Source organism: Acinetobacter sp. VT 511 (genome assembly GCF_001077515.1).
Taxonomy (GTDB): Bacteria; Pseudomonadota; Gammaproteobacteria; order Pseudomonadales; family Moraxellaceae; genus Acinetobacter; species Acinetobacter schindleri.
Window position 1 is genome coordinate 36,946 of sequence record NZ_LFRE01000089.1, and the last position, 17,689, is coordinate 54,634.

Genomic DNA, 17,689 nt, shown 5'->3' on the forward strand with positions numbered 1-17,689 from the left:
TATAAGTGTTCAAACACAATATATTTTTGCGTATTTATGCAGGACTTGTCATTCTGGTACTCCTGGTGACCCTGTTCGGCTATCTGTTGGTGCAGATTATTAACTACCAGCGGGCGCAGGTATATCGTGAGTCCTTGACTGATGGTATGGCCTATATCATGAGTGAAGGGGTAGCACGCCAGCCGAATATGCAGCAGAAACTGGACTGGATTTCGGATGCTTCAGATTTACTGGAGCTTCCGATCTATTATGTAGAAGCTGAAAAAGTTGATCTGACCCGTGCAGAGAAACGTCGTATTGAAGACCGTAAGGCGGTAGTGCGTTGGGATGCACAAACCTCAGTGGCTTATGTGGTCATTGGATTGCGTGATGATCCAAAGCATTTTTTATATATAAAGGCAGACAATATTACCGAGCGCCAGATGAAGGCGCTGCCGGTATTTATTCTGGACTATCTGGTTTATTACCCAGGTCAGGAAAAAGAATATCTGGAAAAGATCCAGAAGTATTTTTCTTATCCAATCAGTATTCAGGATGTGCAGAGTCTGCCGCTCGATTCAGAACAGATTGGCCGTCTACGTCTAGATCACAGTATTATCCTCTACCGGGATAGTGCCACGATTCGCGGTACCACTATTTCAATTGTTTCTCCGATTCCGAGCTCAGTGTCTGAAGTACTGGTGATGGGGCCTGTGCCTTTGTTTAACTGGATGCCATTCCAGTTGGCAGCCGGGATTACCTTGCTGAGTATGTTTGTGCTGAGTCTGGGGGTATATGGTTTGCTGGTACCGATGCAACGTAAGCTGCGTGAAGTTAGCTATGCCCTGAACAAGATGAAGTCCGGTAACATGTCGGTGCGTCTGGCGATAGATGGTAAAGATGAAATGGCATTATTGGCATCCAGCTATAACGCCATGTCAGATCATATTCAGCGTCTGATCGAAGCTCAGCGTGAGTTGATGCGTGCAGTTTCACATGAACTGCGGACACCTGTTGCGCGGATCCGTTTTGCCATGGAAATGCTGGCAGATGAAGATGACTATGAATATCGTTTGCAACAGATGGAACAGATCGATAAAGACATCGAGGCCTTGAACAAGCTGATTGATGAGATCATGACCTATGCCAAACTAGAGCAGGGTACACCTTCCCTTGATTTCGAGAAGATTAATCTGCATGAAGTGCTGGATCAGGTTGTGGCTGAAACTGAAGCGCTAAAAACTGGCAAGAGAGTCGAGCTGCATCAGGTGCCGATGGATATCGAGGTTGAGGCCGAGCGTCGTTATCTGCATCGTGTGGTACAAAATCTGGTCGGGAATGCTGTGCGCTATTGTGATGAAAGAATCATGATTAGTGGTGGTATTGATGCCAATCAACAGGCTTATATCTGTGTAGAAGATGATGGTGCGGGGATTCCGGAAGAAGATCGTGCTCGCGTCTTTGAAGCCTTCTCGCGTCTGGATGACAGCCGTACCCGTGCATCTGGTGGTTATGGCCTGGGTTTGTCGATTGTTAGCCGGATTGCCTTCTGGTTTGGTGGCAAGGTCGAAGTAGATCAAAGTCCTAAGCTGGGTGGTGCACGCTTTACCATGAGCTGGCCAGCTCAACGTTATAAGAAGAAATCTCGCTTTAAGGCTGTTGAAGAGCATAAAGAAGACCTGGATTCCTTATAAAAAGGTGTCTTTAGATTATAAAAAAACGATGCATCCGCATCGTTTTTTTTATTGAGGCTAATTAATGAAAGCACTCAGGTTTTATAATTCGCTTTATTCATGGATTTCAGCATCGGGCTCAATGATCGGTTTACCTTCGCGTAGACTTTTGGCCGCTTCCGAATTCAGATTCATCAGAAGTTTATTGTACTTTCCATCGATGCTATAGCTCTGAATCAGTTTTTGGTCGCCATGCAGAGTTTCCACGCGATATTCATCAGCAATATTTAAAATGCCTTCTAAATTTGTCGAGGCAGAAGCGAAATCCTTGCCAAACAGATCATAAATATCCTGCAAGTTGAAATTAGGAGTGTTTTCCTCAGGATGCTTCACAATATAGTTTTCAAGATGTCGAACAAATAGCTGGGCATAGAGAAAATAATCAGGTTTGTGGGTGAACTTTAAACTCATATATTCAATCCTTCTTGTTCATTTTTATGCTGTTTATAGGAATAACACAAAGCGATAAAGGGATGAAGTTGCAGATGCAAGTGGTTGCAAAAAGTACACAATTCACAGGCAGTAATTATGTTTCAGTAGAATCAGCCATTAAAACAATTAAACTGATTTTGGAAAAAATAATGAATTTATTGTTTTTGATTTATTAAAGCGATTATTTCGTAACATGGGCGATAGAACCTAGAAAAATCGGGTATTCGTCCAAAAAATCATCCAAAAGACTAAGACTTATAAGCTAGCAAGTGAAATCCAAAATCAGGTACAATTGGCGGGATTAATTTTGTGTTTGGTGTATTTGAAGGCCAATACATACATTCTTTGTTAATACATAGGCCTGCCAGGAGTTATCCCCGCATGAGTGCCATTACTCCATACGAATGGGCAATTATTGCCTTCGTGATCGGCGTTACATTTTTATGCGTCTTTATGCTCACTGTCCCATTACTCCTCGGGGGTAAATCATGGGGCCGTGCCAAGCAGGAGCAGTTTGAGTCAGGCGTAGTCAGCGCAGGTGGAGCTCGTATCCGCTTGTCTGCAAAATTCTATTTAGTTGCAATCTTCTTCGTCGTATTCGATTTAGAAGCACTTTATCTATATGCATGGGCAGTTTCTGTTCGTGAAGTGGGATGGATTGGTTTTGCAACTGCAGCTATCTTTATTTTAGTTTTACTTGTCGGTTTGATTTACGAATTATCCACCGGCGCACTTAACTGGGCACCTTCAGACAAACGTAAGGCGACAGGAGTTAAAACTAAGATTGGTTCGCCAAACATGGATATCGCAGAAATCACTCGCTTCAACTCAATTGAAGAATTGGTTATAGACCCGACTGGTCAAATTCCAGCTCAATCATCTGGTCGTGTGAAAGGTTCACCGGCTCCATTATCTGATAAGGAGTAACCCGGGATGAAATACACTCTAACCCGTGCGAATCCGGATGCTGATCAATATCCACTTCAGGAACGTATTGTTGTTGACGATCCGTTACTACAAGAAGAAGTGAATAAAAACGTATTCATGACTCGCTTAGAAGATGTGCTGCACACTGCAGTAAACTGGGGGCGTAAGAACTCAGTTTGGCCGTTCAACTTTGGTACATCTTGCTGCTACGTAGAGTATGCAACGACCTTAACCGGCGTGCATGACTTGTCACGTTTCGGTGCCGAAGTTATTCGTGCTTCACCGCGTCAGGCGGATTTGATGATTGTTGCAGGTACCTGCTTCGTGAAAATGGCTCCGGTGATTCAACGTCTGTATGAACAGATGCTTGAACCGAAATGGGTTATTTCAATGGGTGCATGTGCCAACTCAGGTGGTATGTACGACATTTATTCAGTTGTACAAGGCGTGGATAAAATTATTCCGGTGGATGTGTACATTCCAGGTTGCCCGCCACGTCCTGAAGCATTGATTCAAGCACTCATGCTATTGCAAGACCAGATTCAACTTGAGCGTCGTCCGCTTTCTGCGGTGATTGGTGATGATCTTCAGCCAGTGTATAAGCCAAAGATGATGCCAGAACGTGACCGTAAGAAAGATCAGCGTATTGCTGTGAAAAATCTGCGCTCAATGGATGAAATTAAATAATTTAAGCGACAAATTTCTTTATGCACCCGACTTGGGTGTAGTTGTCGTTTAGGTTGACTGAATTTGTATTAAATAGGAAGCCAAGCCAATGGCTGAAACTGACATTGCTATGCCAGAATCAACATCTGTTGATTCCCGCCCTGCATTTGCAATTGTAGAAGAGCTCAAAACCAAGTTTGGTGAGAACTTCTATGTGCAAACAACTTTCGAGGATTTCCCGACGGTTTGGGTTGAGCGCGCACGTGTACAAGACGTTTTAATGTTCTTGCGTACAGTGTCACGTCCATACGTGATGTTGTTCGACCTGTCAGCGGTAGATGAGCGTCTGCGTACGCACCGCGACGGTTTACCTGCGTCTGACTTCACCGTGTTCTATCACCTGTTGTCGCTAGAGCGTAATACGGACATCCGTATTAAAGTTGCATTGAGTGAGAGCGATCTCAATATCCCGACTGCAACCAACATCTGGCCAAATGCCAACTGGTACGAACGTGAAGCTTACGATATGTTTGGCATCAACTTCGAAGGGCATCCAATGCTTCGTCGTATCCTGTTGCCAACTTACTGGGAAGGTCATCCACTTCGTAAAGAATATTCTGCACGTGCGACTGAATATACGCCGTACCGTCAGAACCAGGCGAAGCAGGACTACGAACAGGAACATCTTCGTTTCGTTCCTGAAGACTGGGGTATGAAACGCGGCACAGCTGACGAAGACTTCATGTTCCTGAACCTGGGTCCTAACCACCCGTCTGCGCATGGAGCATTCCGTGTGATTTTGCAGATGGACGGTGAAGAAATTAAAGACTGCGTACCAGATATCGGCTATCACCACCGTGGTGTGGAAAAAATGGCTGAACGTCAAACCTGGCATTCATTCATTCCGTATACAGACCGTGTCGACTACCTTGGTGGTTGTGCGCAAAACATGCCATACGTGATGGGTGTAGAGCAAATGGCCGGCATTACCGTGCCTGAGCGTGCGCAATGTATCCGTGTCATGATGTCGGAACTGTTCCGTATCAATAACCACTTGTTGTATATCGGTACTGCGATTCAGGATGCTGGTGGTATGACGCCAGTATTCTATATGTTCGCTGACCGTCAAAAGATCTATGACGCGATTGAAGCGATCACCGGTTACCGTATGCATCCAGCATGGTTCCGTATTGGCGGGACTGCGCATGACCTTCCAAACAACTGGCAGCACCTGATCCGTGAAATCCTGGATTGGATGCCAAAACGTTTGAAGGAATACCACACTGCAGCACTGAAAAACTCAGTATTTGAAGGCCGTACCCGTAACGTTGCGCAATACGATGCAAAATCTGCATTGGCTTGGGGCGTAACAGGTACCGGTTTACGTGCAACAGGTATCGACTTTGACGTACGTAAATACCGTCCATACAGTGGTTATGAAAACTATGATTTCGAAGTGCCGGTGGAGTACGAAGGCGATGCATATGCACGTGTGATCGTTCACTATCGTGAAATTGAACAATCGCTGAAAATCATCAAGCAATGTCTGGACAACATGCCGTCTGGTGCATACAAAGCGGATCACCCACTGGCTGTTCCACCACCAAAAGACAAGACTTTACAAGATATTGAAACCTTGATTACGCACTTCCTGAGCGTGTCATGGGGTCCTGTAATGCCTGCTGGTGAAGCATCTGTAATGGCGGAAGTGGTAAAAGGTGCATCGAACTATTACTTGACTTCAGACAAGTCAACCATGAGTTACCGTACCCGTATCCGTACACCGACCTTCACCCACTTGCAGCAAATGCCTTCCGTGATTAACGGCAGTCTGATGTCTGACTTAATCATTTATTTAGCGACCATTGACGTCGTAATGGCTGACGTGGATCGCTAAGGGGTAAACGCTTTATGATGATTTTGACTGATAAAAAGCCACGTGTGAATGTTGAAGGGATTTTGACAGCTGACGAAATCCACGAGATTGAACATCACATTGGTCACTATCCGTACCCGCGTGCAGCGTGCCTAGATGCGCTGAAGTGTGTACAGCGTCGCAATGGCTGGGTAGACGATGCACAGATGAATGCCATCGCGCAGATGCTGAGCATGAGCCTTGCCGACCTTGAAGGTGTTGCGACTTTCTATAACCGTATTTACCGTCAGCCGGTAGGCCGTCATGTGATCCTGTTATGTGACTCTATTGCGTGCTTCTTGATGGGTGCGGAAACTTTAGCAGAAGCTTTCCAGCGTGAATTGGGGATTTCGTTTGGTCAAACAACCGCTGATGGTCGTTTTACTTTGCTACCAATCTGCTGCTTAGGTAACTGTGACAAAGGTCCAACCCTGATGATTGATGAAGATACTCATGGTCTGGTTGAAGTGACCTCAATTAAACAGTTATTGGAGAAGTATGTATGAATACTGAACCAAAACCAATTTATGGCGACGGTAATCCAGAAACGCATCCATTGACCTGGCGTTTGAGCAAACAAGCCAATGTTCGTAGTGTTGATGACTACGAAGCTTTAGAAGGTTATGCAGGCTTTAAGAAAGCGCTGACCATGCCGCCTAAAGATGTGCTTGAAATCATTAAGGCAGCGACTGTTAAGGGTCGCGGTGGTGCAGGCTTCCCGGCAGGTATCAAGTGGTCTTTGATGGCGCCAAATGACAATTCAGGTCCTCGTTACCTGATTTGTAATGCTGATGAGATGGAACCAGGTACTTTCAAAGACCGCCTGTTGATGGAAGATCTTCCACACCAGTTGATCGAAGGAATGTTGATTGCAGGCTATACGCTTGAAGCAACACACGGTTATATCTTCATCCGTGGGGAATACATTGAAGCTGCGAAGTATTTGAACGAAGCGCTTGAGCAAGTTCGTGCCAAAGGTTACCTGGGTGACAACATCCTGGATTCAGGCTGGAGCTTCGAATTACACGTGCATACTGGTGCGGGTCGTTATATCTGTGGTGAAGAAACCGCATTGATTAACTCGCTTGAAGGTCGCCGTGCCAATCCGCGTACTAAACCACCATTCCCGCAGGTTGCAGGTGCTTGGGGTCGTCCTACGATTGTCAACAACGTAGAGACCTACAACAACTTGCCAGCAATCATGCTGCGTGGTCCTGAATGGTACATCGGCTTATCTGCGGGTAAATCGAAAGATCCAGGCACAAAAATCTACGGTGCATCAGGTAAAGTTAAATTCCCTGGTCTTTGGGAACTTCCATTCGGTACCACTGCACGTGAAGTGATTGAAGATCATGCCGGTGGTATGCGTGATGGCCTGAAACTGAAAGCTTGGTTACCAGGTGGCGCATCCACTGACTTCCTGGCAGCTGAACATATTGACCTTCCTATGGATGCGGAAAGCATCATGAAAGCAGGTTCACGTCTGGGTACGTGTTTGCTGATGGTGGTTGATGAAACTCAATGTATGGTTTCAGCAACACGTAACCTAGAAGAATTCTTTGCGCGTGAATCTTGTGGTTTCTGTACACCTTGCCGTGATGGTTTGCCTTGGGCGGTGAAAGCGCTTAAAGCACTAGAAGATGGTACAGGTAAGAAAGAAGATATCGATCACTTACAAGAGCTTACCCGTAAGCTTTGGATTGGTAAAACTTTCTGTGCTCACGCACCAGGTGCGATGGAACCGTTAATGGGCGCACTCAAACATTTCCGTGGCGAGTTTGAAGCAAAAGTGGTGAATGCCGCAGCTCAAACCAGCAACGTAGAACAAGCTTAAGGAATTCGACTATGGCTACAATTCATGTCGATGGAAAATCGTATGAAGTCAACGGCTCAGAGAACTTGCTACAAGCATGTTTGAGTCTGGGCATCGACATCCCATACTTTTGTTGGCATCCATCCTTAGGTTCTGTCGGCTCTTGCCGTCAATGTGCTGTGACCCAATACGCGAATCCAGAAGATACGCGTGGCCGTTTGGTCATGTCATGTATGACGCCTGCGTCTGACAATACCTATATCTCGATTGAAGACAAAGAAGCAAAAGATTTTCGTGCTTCGATTGTTGAATTCTTGATGACCAACCACCCGCACGACTGTCCAGTCTGTGAAGAGGGTGGTCACTGTCACCTGCAAGATATGACAGTAATGACACAGCATGACCGTCGTCGCTACCGTTTCACTAAGCGTACGCATTACAACCAGGAACTTGGTTCGTTTATTGCGCACGAGATGAACCGTTGTATCGCATGTTACCGTTGTGTGCGTTACTACAAAGATTATGCTGGCGGTACCGACTTTGGCGTATATGCCAATGCATCACGTGTGTACTTCGGCCGTCCAGAATCAGGCACTTTGGAATCTGAATTCTCGGGTAACCTGACTGAAGTATGTCCGACTGGTGTATTCACCGATAAGACTCACTCAGCACGCTATAACCGTAAATGGGACATGCAGTATGCGCCTAGCGTATGTCATGGCTGTTCTTCAGGTTGTAACATCTCTCCGGGTGAGCGTTATGGTGAATTGCGTCGTGTAGAAAACCGTTTCAATGGTGATGTTAACCAGTACTTCCTGTGCGACAAAGGTCGTTTCGGTACAGGTTACGTAAACCGTGAAGATCGTCCACGTCAGCCACAGTTCCGTACAGGTAACAACGTAGAAACTATTTCAGTTGATACTGCACTGGATACTGTGATTGCAAATATCCAAGGCAAAAAAGTTCTGGGTATCGGCTCTCCACGTGCGTCACTTGAAACCAACTATGCATTACGCGAGTTAGTTGGTCAGGACAACTACTCAACTGGTATGTCTCAAAAAGAGCAAAACCTGGTTGAACTGGCTGCTTCAATCATGCAAACCGAGGGTGTTTACAACCCGAACATGCGTGAAATCGAAAGTTACGATGCTGTTCTGATTCTGGGTGAAGATCTGACTCAAACTGCGCCACGCATGGCTTTATCTGTTCGCCAAGCTGCGAAAAATAAAGGCAAAGAAATGGCGGCAGAGCGCCGTACACCAGACTGGCTGGCTGAGCCTGTTCAACGTATTGCGCAAGATGCAAAATCTCCGATTTACATTTTGGCAGCAACACAAACACGTCTAGCTGACGTAGCAACAGGTGAAGTGGTTGCATCTCCAAATGACATCGCGCGTTTAGGTTTTGCCATTGCGGCAGGTGTGAAAGGCGAAAGCATCCTGGGTTTAGATGACGATGCCAAAGCATTTGCACAAACGATTGCAGATACGCTGAAAGCTGCAAAGAAACCACTGATTGTTTCTGGTACTAGCTTGCAAGACGCTGCGATTATGGAAGCTGCTGCACAGGTTGCACAGAACCTTGATAATGCTGGTCTGACTTTGACTGTTCCTGAAGTGAACTCAATGGGTCTGGCAATCTTCGGTGGTCACAGTCTTGAGCAAGCATTCGCTCAAGATTACGACACTGTGGTGATTGTTGAAAACGACCTTTACCGTCGTTTACCAACCGCTCAGGTAGATGCTGCACTGGCAGGTAAAGAAGTGATCGTGCTTGATCATTCTGAAACTGAGACAGTGAAGAAAGCCAATATCGTACTTTCTGCTGCATCGTTTGCTGAAGGTGACGGTACTGTAGTCTCGCAAGAAGGCCGTGCACAGCGTTTCTACCAAGTGTATGACCCAAGCTATTACAATCCTGAACTGGCCATCAAAGAATCTTGGCGCTGGTTGCATGCCATTGAAACTGGTGTGAAAGGTCAGTCAATTTCCTGGACTGTACTTGATGACGTGATTGATGCAGTAGCGAAAAATGTTCCTGCACTTGAAGCGATTCAAGACGTTGCTCCAGACGCGGGCTTCCGTGTTCATGGTCTGAAAGTTGCACGTGAACCACGTCGTTACTCTGGCCGTACTGCAATGCGTGCACCGCTTTCTGTACACGAGCCGAAACAGCCGACTGACCAAGACACTGCGTTAACCTTCTCGATGGAAGGTTATGTGGGTGACCAGACTCCATCTCCACTTGTGCCATTTGCATGGTCAGCGGGCTGGAACTCTCCACAAGCCTGGAACAAATTCCAGGATAAAGTGGGTGGTCATCTGAAAGGTGGTGATTCTGGTATCCGTCTGTTCGACCTGTTACCGAAACGTCCAGCGCGTACTTTCGTTGCACCAGCACCTGTGCTTGTGAACGCTGAAAGCTTCCGTCTGGTACCGATGCATCACATCTTTGCCTCTGGCGAATTCACGATCAAAACACCAGCAATGGAATCACGTATTCCGGATGCAGTATTTGCAGTGGGCGAACAGGATGCTACACGCTTGAACCTGCAAGACGGTCAGAAGATCACTGTGAAAGCAGGCGAGACTTCAATCGTTCTTCCTGTACAAGTGATTGAATATTTACCTACAGGTTATATTGGTTACCCAATTGGTCTAGCACCGACGGTATCTCTTGCAGAGCCTGTTTCAGTCGCGGTAGGAGTATAATTCATGGAACAAGAATTGATCCGTCAGACGCCGCTGTGGGCTGAAAACTGGCCAATTGCCTATTCAGTCATTCAAGCGATCGTGATCTTGCTGGTTGTGGTACTGATCGCAGCGTTGATGTCATTCATTGAACGTCGTTTACTGGGCTTGTGGCAGGACCGTTACGGTCCTAACCGTGTAGGTCCGGGTGGTATGTTCCAGATCGTTGCCGACATGCTGAAAATCATGTTCAAGGAAGACTGGACACCAAAATTTGCTGACAAGCTGACTTTCCGTATGGCGCCTGCAGTTGCGATGGCAACTGCTGTGCTGTCGTTCATGGTTATTCCTGTTTCACCTTACCTGGGTGTTGCAGACATGAGCATCGGCCTGTTGTTCTTCATGGCAATGGCAGGTATTGCAGTTTATGCAGTACTGTTCGGTGGCTGGTCATCGAATAACAAATACGCGCTTTTAGGTGGTTTACGTTCTGCAGCTCAGACTATTTCTTATGAAGTGTTCCTGGGCATCTCGTTGATGGGTGTAGTGGCAATTGCTGGTTCATTCAATATGCGTGAAATTGTAGAAGCACAACGCGATGTATGGTTTGTGATTCCTCAGTTCCTTGGCTTCCTGATCTTCGTGGTTGCAGGTGTGGCGGTTACTCACCGTCATCCATTTGACCAACCAGAAGCAGAACAGGAATTGGCTGAAGGTTACCATGTGGAATATGGCGGTATGAAATGGGGTATGTTCTTCGTTGCGGAATATGTCAACGTCGTACTGATCTCTGCATTGATCGTAACCTTATTCTTCGGTGGCTGGTTAGCGCCTTTTAACCTGGAAATTTCATTCATTCCACCAGCATTCTGGTTCATTATCAAAACAGCATTCTTTGTAATGATGTTCGTACTGGCACGTGGTTCATTAATGCGTCCACGTTATGACCAGGTGATGAACTTTGGTTGGAAAATTTGCTTGCCATTGGCGTTGGTTAACCTTTTGGTGACTGGTGCTGTGATTCTGATGAATCAGGCCTAAGACAGCAGGGAGAACAAAATGTTTAAATTTCTAGCTGGATTCGGGTCAATCGTTCGTTCGTTGTTCATGGTGTTCAGCCATGCAACGCGCAAACGTGACACCATCTTGTACCCAGAAGTACCAGCCGAGGAAATCGTGCCACCACGTTTCCGTGGCCGTATTGTATTGACGCGTGACCCAGATGGCGAAGAGCGTTGTGTTGCATGTAACCTGTGTGCGGTTGCCTGTCCGGTAGGCTGTATCTCTCTGCAAAAAGCAGAAAAAGAAGATGGCCGCTGGTATCCGGAATTTTTCCGCATCAACTTCTCACGCTGCATTTTCTGCGGTATGTGTGAAGAAGCATGTCCAACCACTGCAATTCAAATGACACCTGATTTCGAACTCGGTGAATATGTTCGTCAAGACTTAGTCTATGAAAAAGAACACTTACTGATTTCTGGTCCTGGTAAATATCCTGACTATAACTTCTATCGCGTAACAGGTATGGCTGTAACTGGTAAAGAGAAAGGTCAGGCACAGCGTGAAAGTGCGCCTGTTGATGTACGGAGTCTATTACCATGATGTGGCCGTTTTATCTGATGGCGCTTGTGGCCATCGTCTCTACGGTTCGTGTAGTGACTAACGCGAACCCGGTACATGCTTTGTTAAGTCTGATTGTTTCACTTCTTGCAGTTGCAGGCATGTTTATGATCGTGGGAGCGCCGTTTGCCGGTGCTCTTGAGATCATCGTTTATGCTGGTGCGATCATGGTCTTGTTCGTATTCGTGGTCATGATGCTGAACCTGGGTGAACAAACCATTGAGCAGGAGCGTAAGTGGTTAACTTCAAGTGCCTGGGCTTACCCGGCACTCATGAGCTTCCTGATCGGTCTGATCTTGGTTTGGGTGCTGAACTCAGATTACGCTCAGCCGTCTCTGGTGATGGGTGCTGAAATTGTTGGCCCTAAAGCAGTTGGTCAAACGCTCTTTACACAGTACTTACTATTGGTAGAAGTTGCTGCGATGTTACTGTTAGGCGCACTTGTTGCTGCTTATCATCTTGGCAAACGTGAACCAGGTGCAGAAGAGGACAATAAATAATGGGCAACATCCCTTTAGAGCATGGTTTGATCGTTGCATCCATTCTTTTTGCACTGGGTTTTTACGGTGTAATGGTGCGACGCAACCTGCTATTCATTCTAATGAGCCTTGAAATCATGATGAACGCTGCTGCTTTAGCGTTTGTCCTGGCGGGCAGTGCCTGGGCACAGCCAGATGGTCAGATCATGTTCATCTTTATTCTGACGCTGGCTGCGGCAGAGGCGTGTATTGGTCTTGCGATCGTCCTTCAGTTCTATCATCGCTTCCATCATCTGGATGTGGATGCTGCTAGTGAGATGCGCGGATGAGTTATTTATATCTAACAATTTTATTTCCGCTCATTGGTTTTGTCCTTTTAGCGGCAGGGCGTAACAAGCTTCCTGAATCTGTTGCAGCCATTATTGGTGTGGGTGCCGTAGGTCTGTCTGCATTATTTGCACTGATCGCGGGTATGGACTTTAAGGCTAACGGTTCCGTTGCTCAAGTTCAGCATCTTTGGACCTGGTTCAATGTAGGTGGTTTTGCTCCTGGCATCAGTCTGCATTTAGACGGTCTGTCTCTGTTAATGCTTGGTATGGTGACTGGCGTTGGTTTCCTGATCCATATCTTTGCATCATGGTACATGCGCGGTGAAGAAGACTTCGCACGTTTCTTCTCTTACTTCAACCTGTTCGTTGCGAGCATGTTGCTGTTGGTTCTGGGCGATAACCTGGCGTTATTGTTCCTGGGCTGGGAAGGCGTAGGTCTGTGTTCTTACCTGTTGATCGGTTACTACTACGAGAACCCGAAAAACGGTTTAGCTGCAATTAAAGCATTTACTGTGACTCGTGTCGGTGACGTATTCCTGCTGATCGCAATGTTCCTGATTTTCCAGCAATTCGGTACGCTGAATACTCAGTACATCGTTGAAAATGCTGCGACTGTGATGACTCAAAGCTCATCACTGACCATCTGGACTGCATTAATGTTGTTCCTGGGAGCTGCAGGTAAATCTGCACAGATCCCGTTACAAACATGGTTAGCTGACGCGATGGCTGGTCCAACACCTGTATCTGCATTGATCCACGCTGCAACGATGGTCACAGCGGGTGTTTACCTGTGCTGCCGTCTGTTCACAGTATTTGAACTTGCGCCTGAAGTGATGATGTTCATTTCGATTACTGGTGCGGTGACATTACTTGTAGCTGGTTTTGCTGCGCTTGTTCAAACAGACATCAAACGTATCCTTGCTTACTCAACCATGAGTCAGTTGGGCTATATGTTTATGGCGGTTGGTGCTGAAGCTTACCAGGCAGGTTTGTTCCATATGCTGACTCACGCATTCTTCAAGGCATTATTATTCTTGTCTTCTGGTGCAGTGATTCTGGCTTACCACCACGAACAAAATATCTTCAAGATGGGCGGTCTGTTCTACAAGAACAAATTCCTGTTTGCTTGTTTCGCGATTGGTGGCGGTGCATTAGCTGCAATTCCATTCATCACTGTGGGCTTCTTCTCGAAAGATGCCATCCTGGGTGCGGTATGGGTACAAGGTCAATCAGTTGCGGTATATAACTCACTGTACTGGGTAGGTGTTGCAGGTGCATTCCTGACTTCAATCTATACCTTCCGTCTGATCTGGGTTGTATTCTTCGGTAAAGAAAATACCCCTTATCACGAAATCAAGGGTGTGACTTACTGGGGTCCATTGGCAATTCTTGCGGTTCTTTCTACTTTCGTTGGTGCAGCATTAAAAGCACCTGTAGAAAGCATCCTGAATTCAGCTAAAGTTCCTGCGTTTAATATTCCTGAAGCACTTGAGCATGGCATGCATACTGCAGAATATACTGCGGTAGGTATTGCACTGGCGGGTCTTGCACTAGGCGTAGTGTTATTTGCCTTTGCTTATAATGCAGTGAAATCGTTTGCTAAAACTTCACTGGGTGCTGGTCTTGCGAACATTTGCCGCAATGCACTTGGTTTTGATGCACTGTATGACCTGATCTTTGTGAAGCCTTATTTATTCTTCGCGAAATTGTTCGGTCGTGATCCAATTGATGGCTTGTGGTTAGTACTGCCTGCACTTGTAAAAGGTGGTCACAGCTTTACCAGCTCACGTCAAACTGGTTCACTGCGTGAATATGCATCTAGTATGGGGCTCGGTGTCGTTGTCCTACTGATGATCTTGCTCGTGATTCAGGTAGTGGGGAAATAAAATGGAAGCTCCAAACAACATGATTTTGCCGGCTCTGATCCTCATTCCGTTCATTGCAGGTTTTGTATGCTGGTTGGTCGACAAGCTCGACCAGTCTCTACCGCGTTATATCGCGTTAATCGGGATGCTGGTAACCCTGGTGTTAACCGTGGTTCTCTGGCAGAACGGTACTTATGTTTATGAATTAGGCGGCGCTACACCTTCGTGGGCTGCTGAGTTCAAATTGCCTTGGATTCAAACCCTGGGCATTAACATTCACCTAGCGGTGGATGGTTTATCTTTACTGATGGTTGGCTTGACTGCATTGCTTGGTGTATTGGCAGTCGGCTGTTCATGGGGTGAGATTCAGAAAAACGTTGGTTTCTTCCACTTAAACCTTTTATGGTCTTTGGGTGGCGTAATTGGTGTGTTCCTGGCAATTGACCTGTTCCTGTTCTTCTTCTTCTGGGAGATGATGCTGGTACCGATCTACTTCCTGATTGCGCTTTGGGGGCATAAAGGGGCAGAAGGCAAGTCACGTGTATATGCTGCAACCAAGTTCTTCATCTACACACAGGTTGCTGGTCTGGTGATGCTGATTGGTATCCTGGGTCTGGTGGTTGCTGGTTACTCAATGACTGGTGAAATCCGTTTCGACTACAACTTCTTGTTGGGCGTTGCGAATACACTGGATACGCAAGTTCCAGCATTGGCTTATGCCTTCATGATCTGTATGTTCATCGGTTTTGCAGTCAAACTTCCAGTTTTCCCACTGCACGGCTGGTTACCGGATGCGCATGCTCAGGCACCAACAGCGGGTTCTGTTGACCTTGCAGGTATCCTGATTAAAACTGCTGCGTACGGTTTACTGCGTTTCGTTATGCCGTTCTTCCCGGCAGCTTCGGCTCAGTTTGCAGACATTGCGATCATTCTGGGTCTGATTGGTATTTTCTACGGTGCATGGTGTGCATTCCAGCAAACCGACATGAAACGTCTGTTAGCGTACACATCTATTTCACACATGGGCTTCGTTCTACTTGCACTTTATGCAGGTAACGTACTGACTTTCCAAGGTCTGATGATCATGATGCTGGCTCACGGCCTGTCATCTGCGGCATTGTTCATTATGTGTGGTCAGGTGTACGAACGTGTTCACACACGTGACATGCGTCTAATGGGGGGGATGCGCGGTCAGTTCCCATACTTAGCATTCTTCCTGATGTTCTTCGTAGCAGCGTTGGTGGGTATTCCTGGTCTAGGTAACTTCATCGGTGAATTCCTGATCCTGATGGGTGCATTTGGTCAATATCCGACTTATACAATCCTTGCTGCAATCAGCTTGGTGTTTGCTGGTCTGTACGGTCTGATCATGATTCACAAGTCACTGTTTGGTACGCCAAACGAAGAGCAAAAGCAGCATTACACGAATCCGCTGAAAGATTTAAATGCGCGTGAAGTGGTAATCCTGTTGATCTGTGCGTTTGGTCTGTTATGGCTTGGTCTATACCCACAAAGCTTCCTTGATATTTCAAACTCAAGCATGGCGTGGTTAGCAAATAGCTACATTCCTGTGTCTGAAGCAGCTGATGCTGTGCAGCAAGCTGCCGTTTCAGCTGAAAATGTGGAGATCCAATAAGCCATGAACTTCACAATGTCTTTTTCTGAGCTTATGCCCCTAGCACCTGTGATGATCGTGGCGTTGACTGCGATCGTTGCAATGCTGGTGACAGCAGTTAAGCGTAACCACAACCTGGTTGCGACGACGACAGTTATTGGTTTAAACCTGGCTGCGTTATATATGATCTTCGTCCTGTTGGCGGGTAAATTTGCACCTGCCAACGTGATGAACCTGTTCATCGTAGATCCGTTTACGATGCTGTACCAGTTTGTGATCCTGATTGCTGCACTTGCGTGTAGCACACTGTCACATGCATACATTGAAACTTATAAAGACAACCGCGAAGAACTCTACATCTTGATGTTGTGTTCGGTTGCGGGTGCAATGTTGATGGTGGCAAGCACGCACTATGCTTCATTCTTCATCAGCCTTGAGTTAATGTCGATTCCGGTTTACGGCCTGTTGGCATATACACATCAACGTTCTCAGTCGCTTGAAGCGGGTGTGAAATACCTAGTATTGTCAGCAACTGCATCTGCAATGCTGCTGATGGGTATGGCTTACATCTATGCGTACACAGGTACACTGAACTTCACTGCTGAACCAGGCAAAATGTTCTCTGCATTTAGCCAGCCAGCTGTGGTAATCGGTCTTGCGCTAATTGTCTTTGCTGTGGCATTTAAACTATCGCTTGCACCATTCCACAAGTGGACACCAGACGTATATGCAGGCGCTCCATCACCAGTTGCAACTTTCCTTGCGACAGTTGCAAAAGTAGCAATGTTGGGTCTGTTTGTGCGTTATGTATTGTCTTCAGGTTTAATCTTGGCAGACAGCTTCGTCACCATCATTACGATCCTTGCAGTGCTTTCGATTCTTGCTGGTAACTTGCTGGCAGTGAAACAGGTGAATCTGAAACGTATCCTTGCATACTCTTCAATTGCTCACTTCGGTTATGTACTGGTTGCCATCGTTTCTGCACGTAACTCTGACTTCCTGCAAATCCAGGGCTTCGCGACATTTGAAAGCGTGAATGTGTATATCATCACTTATGTGTTGACGACAATCGGTGCATTCGGTGTGGTAACCCTGATGTCTAGTCCGTACAACAACACCGATGAAGCAGGTAGCCTGGCTGAGTACCGTGGTCTGTTCTGGCGCCGTCCAGTATTGACTGCTGTATTAACGGTGATGATGCTGTCTCTGGCTGGTATTCCATTAACAGCGGGCTTTATTGGTAAGTTCCTGGTGGTGAAAACTGCGGTAGCTGGCGAGTCTTGGTTCCTTGCTGCAATGGTCATCCTGGGTTCAGGTATTGGTCTGTATTATTACCTACGTGTAATGGTGGTAATGTACATGACTCCACCAGAAACGCCTCGTCTTGACGCTGTAAATCACTGGGGGCAAAAAGTGGGTGGTATCATGGTGCTGGCAGTGGCTGCACTGGTACTGATCCTGGGTGTTTACCCAGATCCAATGATTGCATTCTCTAAGCTTGCTTTCTTTGCAATCTCACCTGAGCTTCAACAGTTCATTTTCACTCTGGTGCAAAGCGGTTATAACTAATTAATCGAAAGATTAGAACGTTATTACAAAAAAAGCCTCCTTGATAGGGGGCTTTTT

At 46.5% G+C, this 17,689-nt stretch carries 15 protein-coding genes; 14 read left to right on the forward strand and 1 reads right to left on the reverse strand.

Translation table 11 applies throughout. From position 1 onward, the window contains the following. Nucleotides 1–5: 5 nt before the first annotated feature. Nucleotides 6–1,673: a sensor histidine kinase BfmS gene (gene bfmS / locus ACS72_RS12945; protein ID WP_048882349.1), complete on the forward strand. Its 1,668-nt coding sequence runs from the start codon at nucleotides 6–8 to the stop codon at nucleotides 1,671–1,673. Between the two features lie 93 nt (nucleotides 1,674–1,766). On the opposite strand, the gene ACS72_RS12950 is transcribed toward bfmS, so the two are convergent. Continuing rightward, a complete protein-coding gene (locus ACS72_RS12950; RefSeq protein ID WP_048882350.1) occupies nucleotides 1,767–2,123 on the reverse strand; it encodes a hypothetical protein in 357 nt (118 codons plus the stop codon). 402 nt (nucleotides 2,124–2,525) lie between these two features. Here ACS72_RS12950 and ACS72_RS12955 point away from each other — a divergent pair, with 402 nt between their 5' ends. The 13 genes from ACS72_RS12955 (at nucleotide 2,526) to nuoN (ending at nucleotide 17,632) form a co-directional block, all read left to right on the forward strand. Further along, a complete protein-coding gene (locus ACS72_RS12955; protein ID WP_004814675.1) occupies nucleotides 2,526–3,071 on the forward strand; it encodes an NADH-quinone oxidoreductase subunit A in 546 nt (181 codons plus the stop codon). A gap of 6 nt (nucleotides 3,072–3,077) precedes the next feature. Then, the gene (locus ACS72_RS12960; protein ID WP_004814676.1) at nucleotides 3,078–3,758 is read left to right on the forward strand and encodes an NADH-quinone oxidoreductase subunit B family protein; all 681 of its coding nucleotides are present in this window, start codon (nucleotides 3,078–3,080) and stop codon (nucleotides 3,756–3,758) included. A gap of 88 nt (nucleotides 3,759–3,846) precedes the next feature. Further along, on the forward strand, nucleotides 3,847–5,634 hold the full coding sequence (gene nuoC, locus ACS72_RS12965) for an NADH-quinone oxidoreductase subunit C/D (RefSeq protein WP_004891702.1): 1,788 nt from the start codon (nucleotides 3,847–3,849) through the stop codon (nucleotides 5,632–5,634). Nucleotides 5,635–5,648: 14 nt separating this feature from the next. Next, entirely contained in the window at nucleotides 5,649–6,158 is a 510-nt protein-coding gene (nuoE, locus tag ACS72_RS12970; protein WP_004814680.1) for an NADH-quinone oxidoreductase subunit NuoE, read from the forward strand. Continuing rightward, nucleotides 6,155–7,486 (forward strand): NADH-quinone oxidoreductase subunit NuoF, encoded by a 1,332-nt coding sequence (gene nuoF, locus ACS72_RS12975; protein ID WP_048882351.1) that lies wholly within the window; start codon nucleotides 6,155–6,157, stop codon nucleotides 7,484–7,486. The genes nuoE and nuoF overlap by 4 nt, the downstream gene beginning before the upstream one ends. Before the next feature lie 11 nt (nucleotides 7,487–7,497). Next, nucleotides 7,498–10,176, forward strand: a complete 2,679-nt coding sequence (gene nuoG, locus ACS72_RS12980) for an NADH-quinone oxidoreductase subunit NuoG (protein WP_004891706.1) — start codon at nucleotides 7,498–7,500, stop codon at nucleotides 10,174–10,176. A gap of 3 nt (nucleotides 10,177–10,179) precedes the next feature. Then, nucleotides 10,180–11,196, forward strand: a complete 1,017-nt coding sequence (gene nuoH / locus ACS72_RS12985) for an NADH-quinone oxidoreductase subunit NuoH (protein ID WP_004814686.1) — start codon at nucleotides 10,180–10,182, stop codon at nucleotides 11,194–11,196. Between the two features lie 18 nt (nucleotides 11,197–11,214). Further along, nucleotides 11,215–11,757: an NADH-quinone oxidoreductase subunit NuoI gene (nuoI, locus tag ACS72_RS12990; protein ID WP_004814689.1), complete on the forward strand. Its 543-nt coding sequence runs from the start codon at nucleotides 11,215–11,217 to the stop codon at nucleotides 11,755–11,757. Beyond that, a complete protein-coding gene (gene nuoJ / locus ACS72_RS12995; protein WP_171058617.1) occupies nucleotides 11,757–12,275 on the forward strand; it encodes an NADH-quinone oxidoreductase subunit J in 519 nt (172 codons plus the stop codon). Before nuoI ends, nuoJ begins: the two co-directional genes overlap by 1 nt. Beyond that, nucleotides 12,275–12,583, forward strand: a complete 309-nt coding sequence (gene nuoK, locus ACS72_RS13000) for an NADH-quinone oxidoreductase subunit NuoK (protein WP_004814693.1) — start codon at nucleotides 12,275–12,277, stop codon at nucleotides 12,581–12,583. Before nuoJ ends, nuoK begins: the two co-directional genes overlap by 1 nt. Then, nucleotides 12,580–14,469, forward strand: coding sequence for an NADH-quinone oxidoreductase subunit L (nuoL, locus tag ACS72_RS13005; protein ID WP_048882352.1), 1,890 nt, complete (start codon nucleotides 12,580–12,582; stop codon nucleotides 14,467–14,469). The genes nuoK and nuoL overlap by 4 nt, the downstream gene beginning before the upstream one ends. 1 nt (nucleotide 14,470) lies before the next feature. Continuing rightward, nucleotides 14,471–16,084, forward strand: coding sequence for an NADH-quinone oxidoreductase subunit M (gene nuoM, locus ACS72_RS13010; RefSeq protein ID WP_004814697.1), 1,614 nt, complete (start codon nucleotides 14,471–14,473; stop codon nucleotides 16,082–16,084). 3 nt (nucleotides 16,085–16,087) lie between these two features. Continuing rightward, nucleotides 16,088–17,632 carry an NADH-quinone oxidoreductase subunit NuoN gene (nuoN, locus tag ACS72_RS13015; RefSeq protein WP_048882353.1) on the forward strand — a complete coding sequence of 515 codons (1,545 nt, stop codon included), beginning with the start codon at nucleotides 16,088–16,090 and terminating at the stop codon, nucleotides 17,630–17,632. Nucleotides 17,633–17,689: the final 57 nt, after the last annotated feature.

Excerpts from the sequence above, each read along its gene's own strand:
- ACS72_RS12950 (WP_048882350.1), bottom strand. The coding sequence starts at position 2,123 with ATGAGTTTAAAGTTCACCCACAAACCTGATTATTTTCTCTATGCCCAG.
- nuoG (WP_004891706.1), top strand. The coding sequence starts at position 7,498 with ATGGCTACAATTCATGTCGATGGAAAATCGTATGAAGTCAACGGCTCA.
- ACS72_RS12960 (WP_004814676.1), top strand. The coding sequence starts at position 3,078 with ATGAAATACACTCTAACCCGTGCGAATCCGGATGCTGATCAATATCCA.
- nuoF (WP_048882351.1), top strand. The coding sequence starts at position 6,155 with ATGAATACTGAACCAAAACCAATTTATGGCGACGGTAATCCAGAAACG.
- nuoM (WP_004814697.1), top strand. The coding sequence starts at position 14,471 with ATGGAAGCTCCAAACAACATGATTTTGCCGGCTCTGATCCTCATTCCG.
- nuoJ (WP_171058617.1), top strand. The coding sequence starts at position 11,757 with ATGTGGCCGTTTTATCTGATGGCGCTTGTGGCCATCGTCTCTACGGTT.
- nuoC (WP_004891702.1), top strand. The coding sequence starts at position 3,847 with ATGGCTGAAACTGACATTGCTATGCCAGAATCAACATCTGTTGATTCC.
- nuoE (WP_004814680.1), top strand. The coding sequence starts at position 5,649 with ATGATGATTTTGACTGATAAAAAGCCACGTGTGAATGTTGAAGGGATT.
- nuoH (WP_004814686.1), top strand. The coding sequence starts at position 10,180 with ATGGAACAAGAATTGATCCGTCAGACGCCGCTGTGGGCTGAAAACTGG.
- nuoI (WP_004814689.1), top strand. The coding sequence starts at position 11,215 with ATGTTTAAATTTCTAGCTGGATTCGGGTCAATCGTTCGTTCGTTGTTC.
- ACS72_RS12955 (WP_004814675.1), top strand. The coding sequence starts at position 2,526 with ATGAGTGCCATTACTCCATACGAATGGGCAATTATTGCCTTCGTGATC.
- nuoK (WP_004814693.1), top strand. The coding sequence starts at position 12,275 with ATGGGCAACATCCCTTTAGAGCATGGTTTGATCGTTGCATCCATTCTT.
- nuoL (WP_048882352.1), top strand. The coding sequence starts at position 12,580 with ATGAGTTATTTATATCTAACAATTTTATTTCCGCTCATTGGTTTTGTC.
- nuoN (WP_048882353.1), top strand. The coding sequence starts at position 16,088 with ATGAACTTCACAATGTCTTTTTCTGAGCTTATGCCCCTAGCACCTGTG.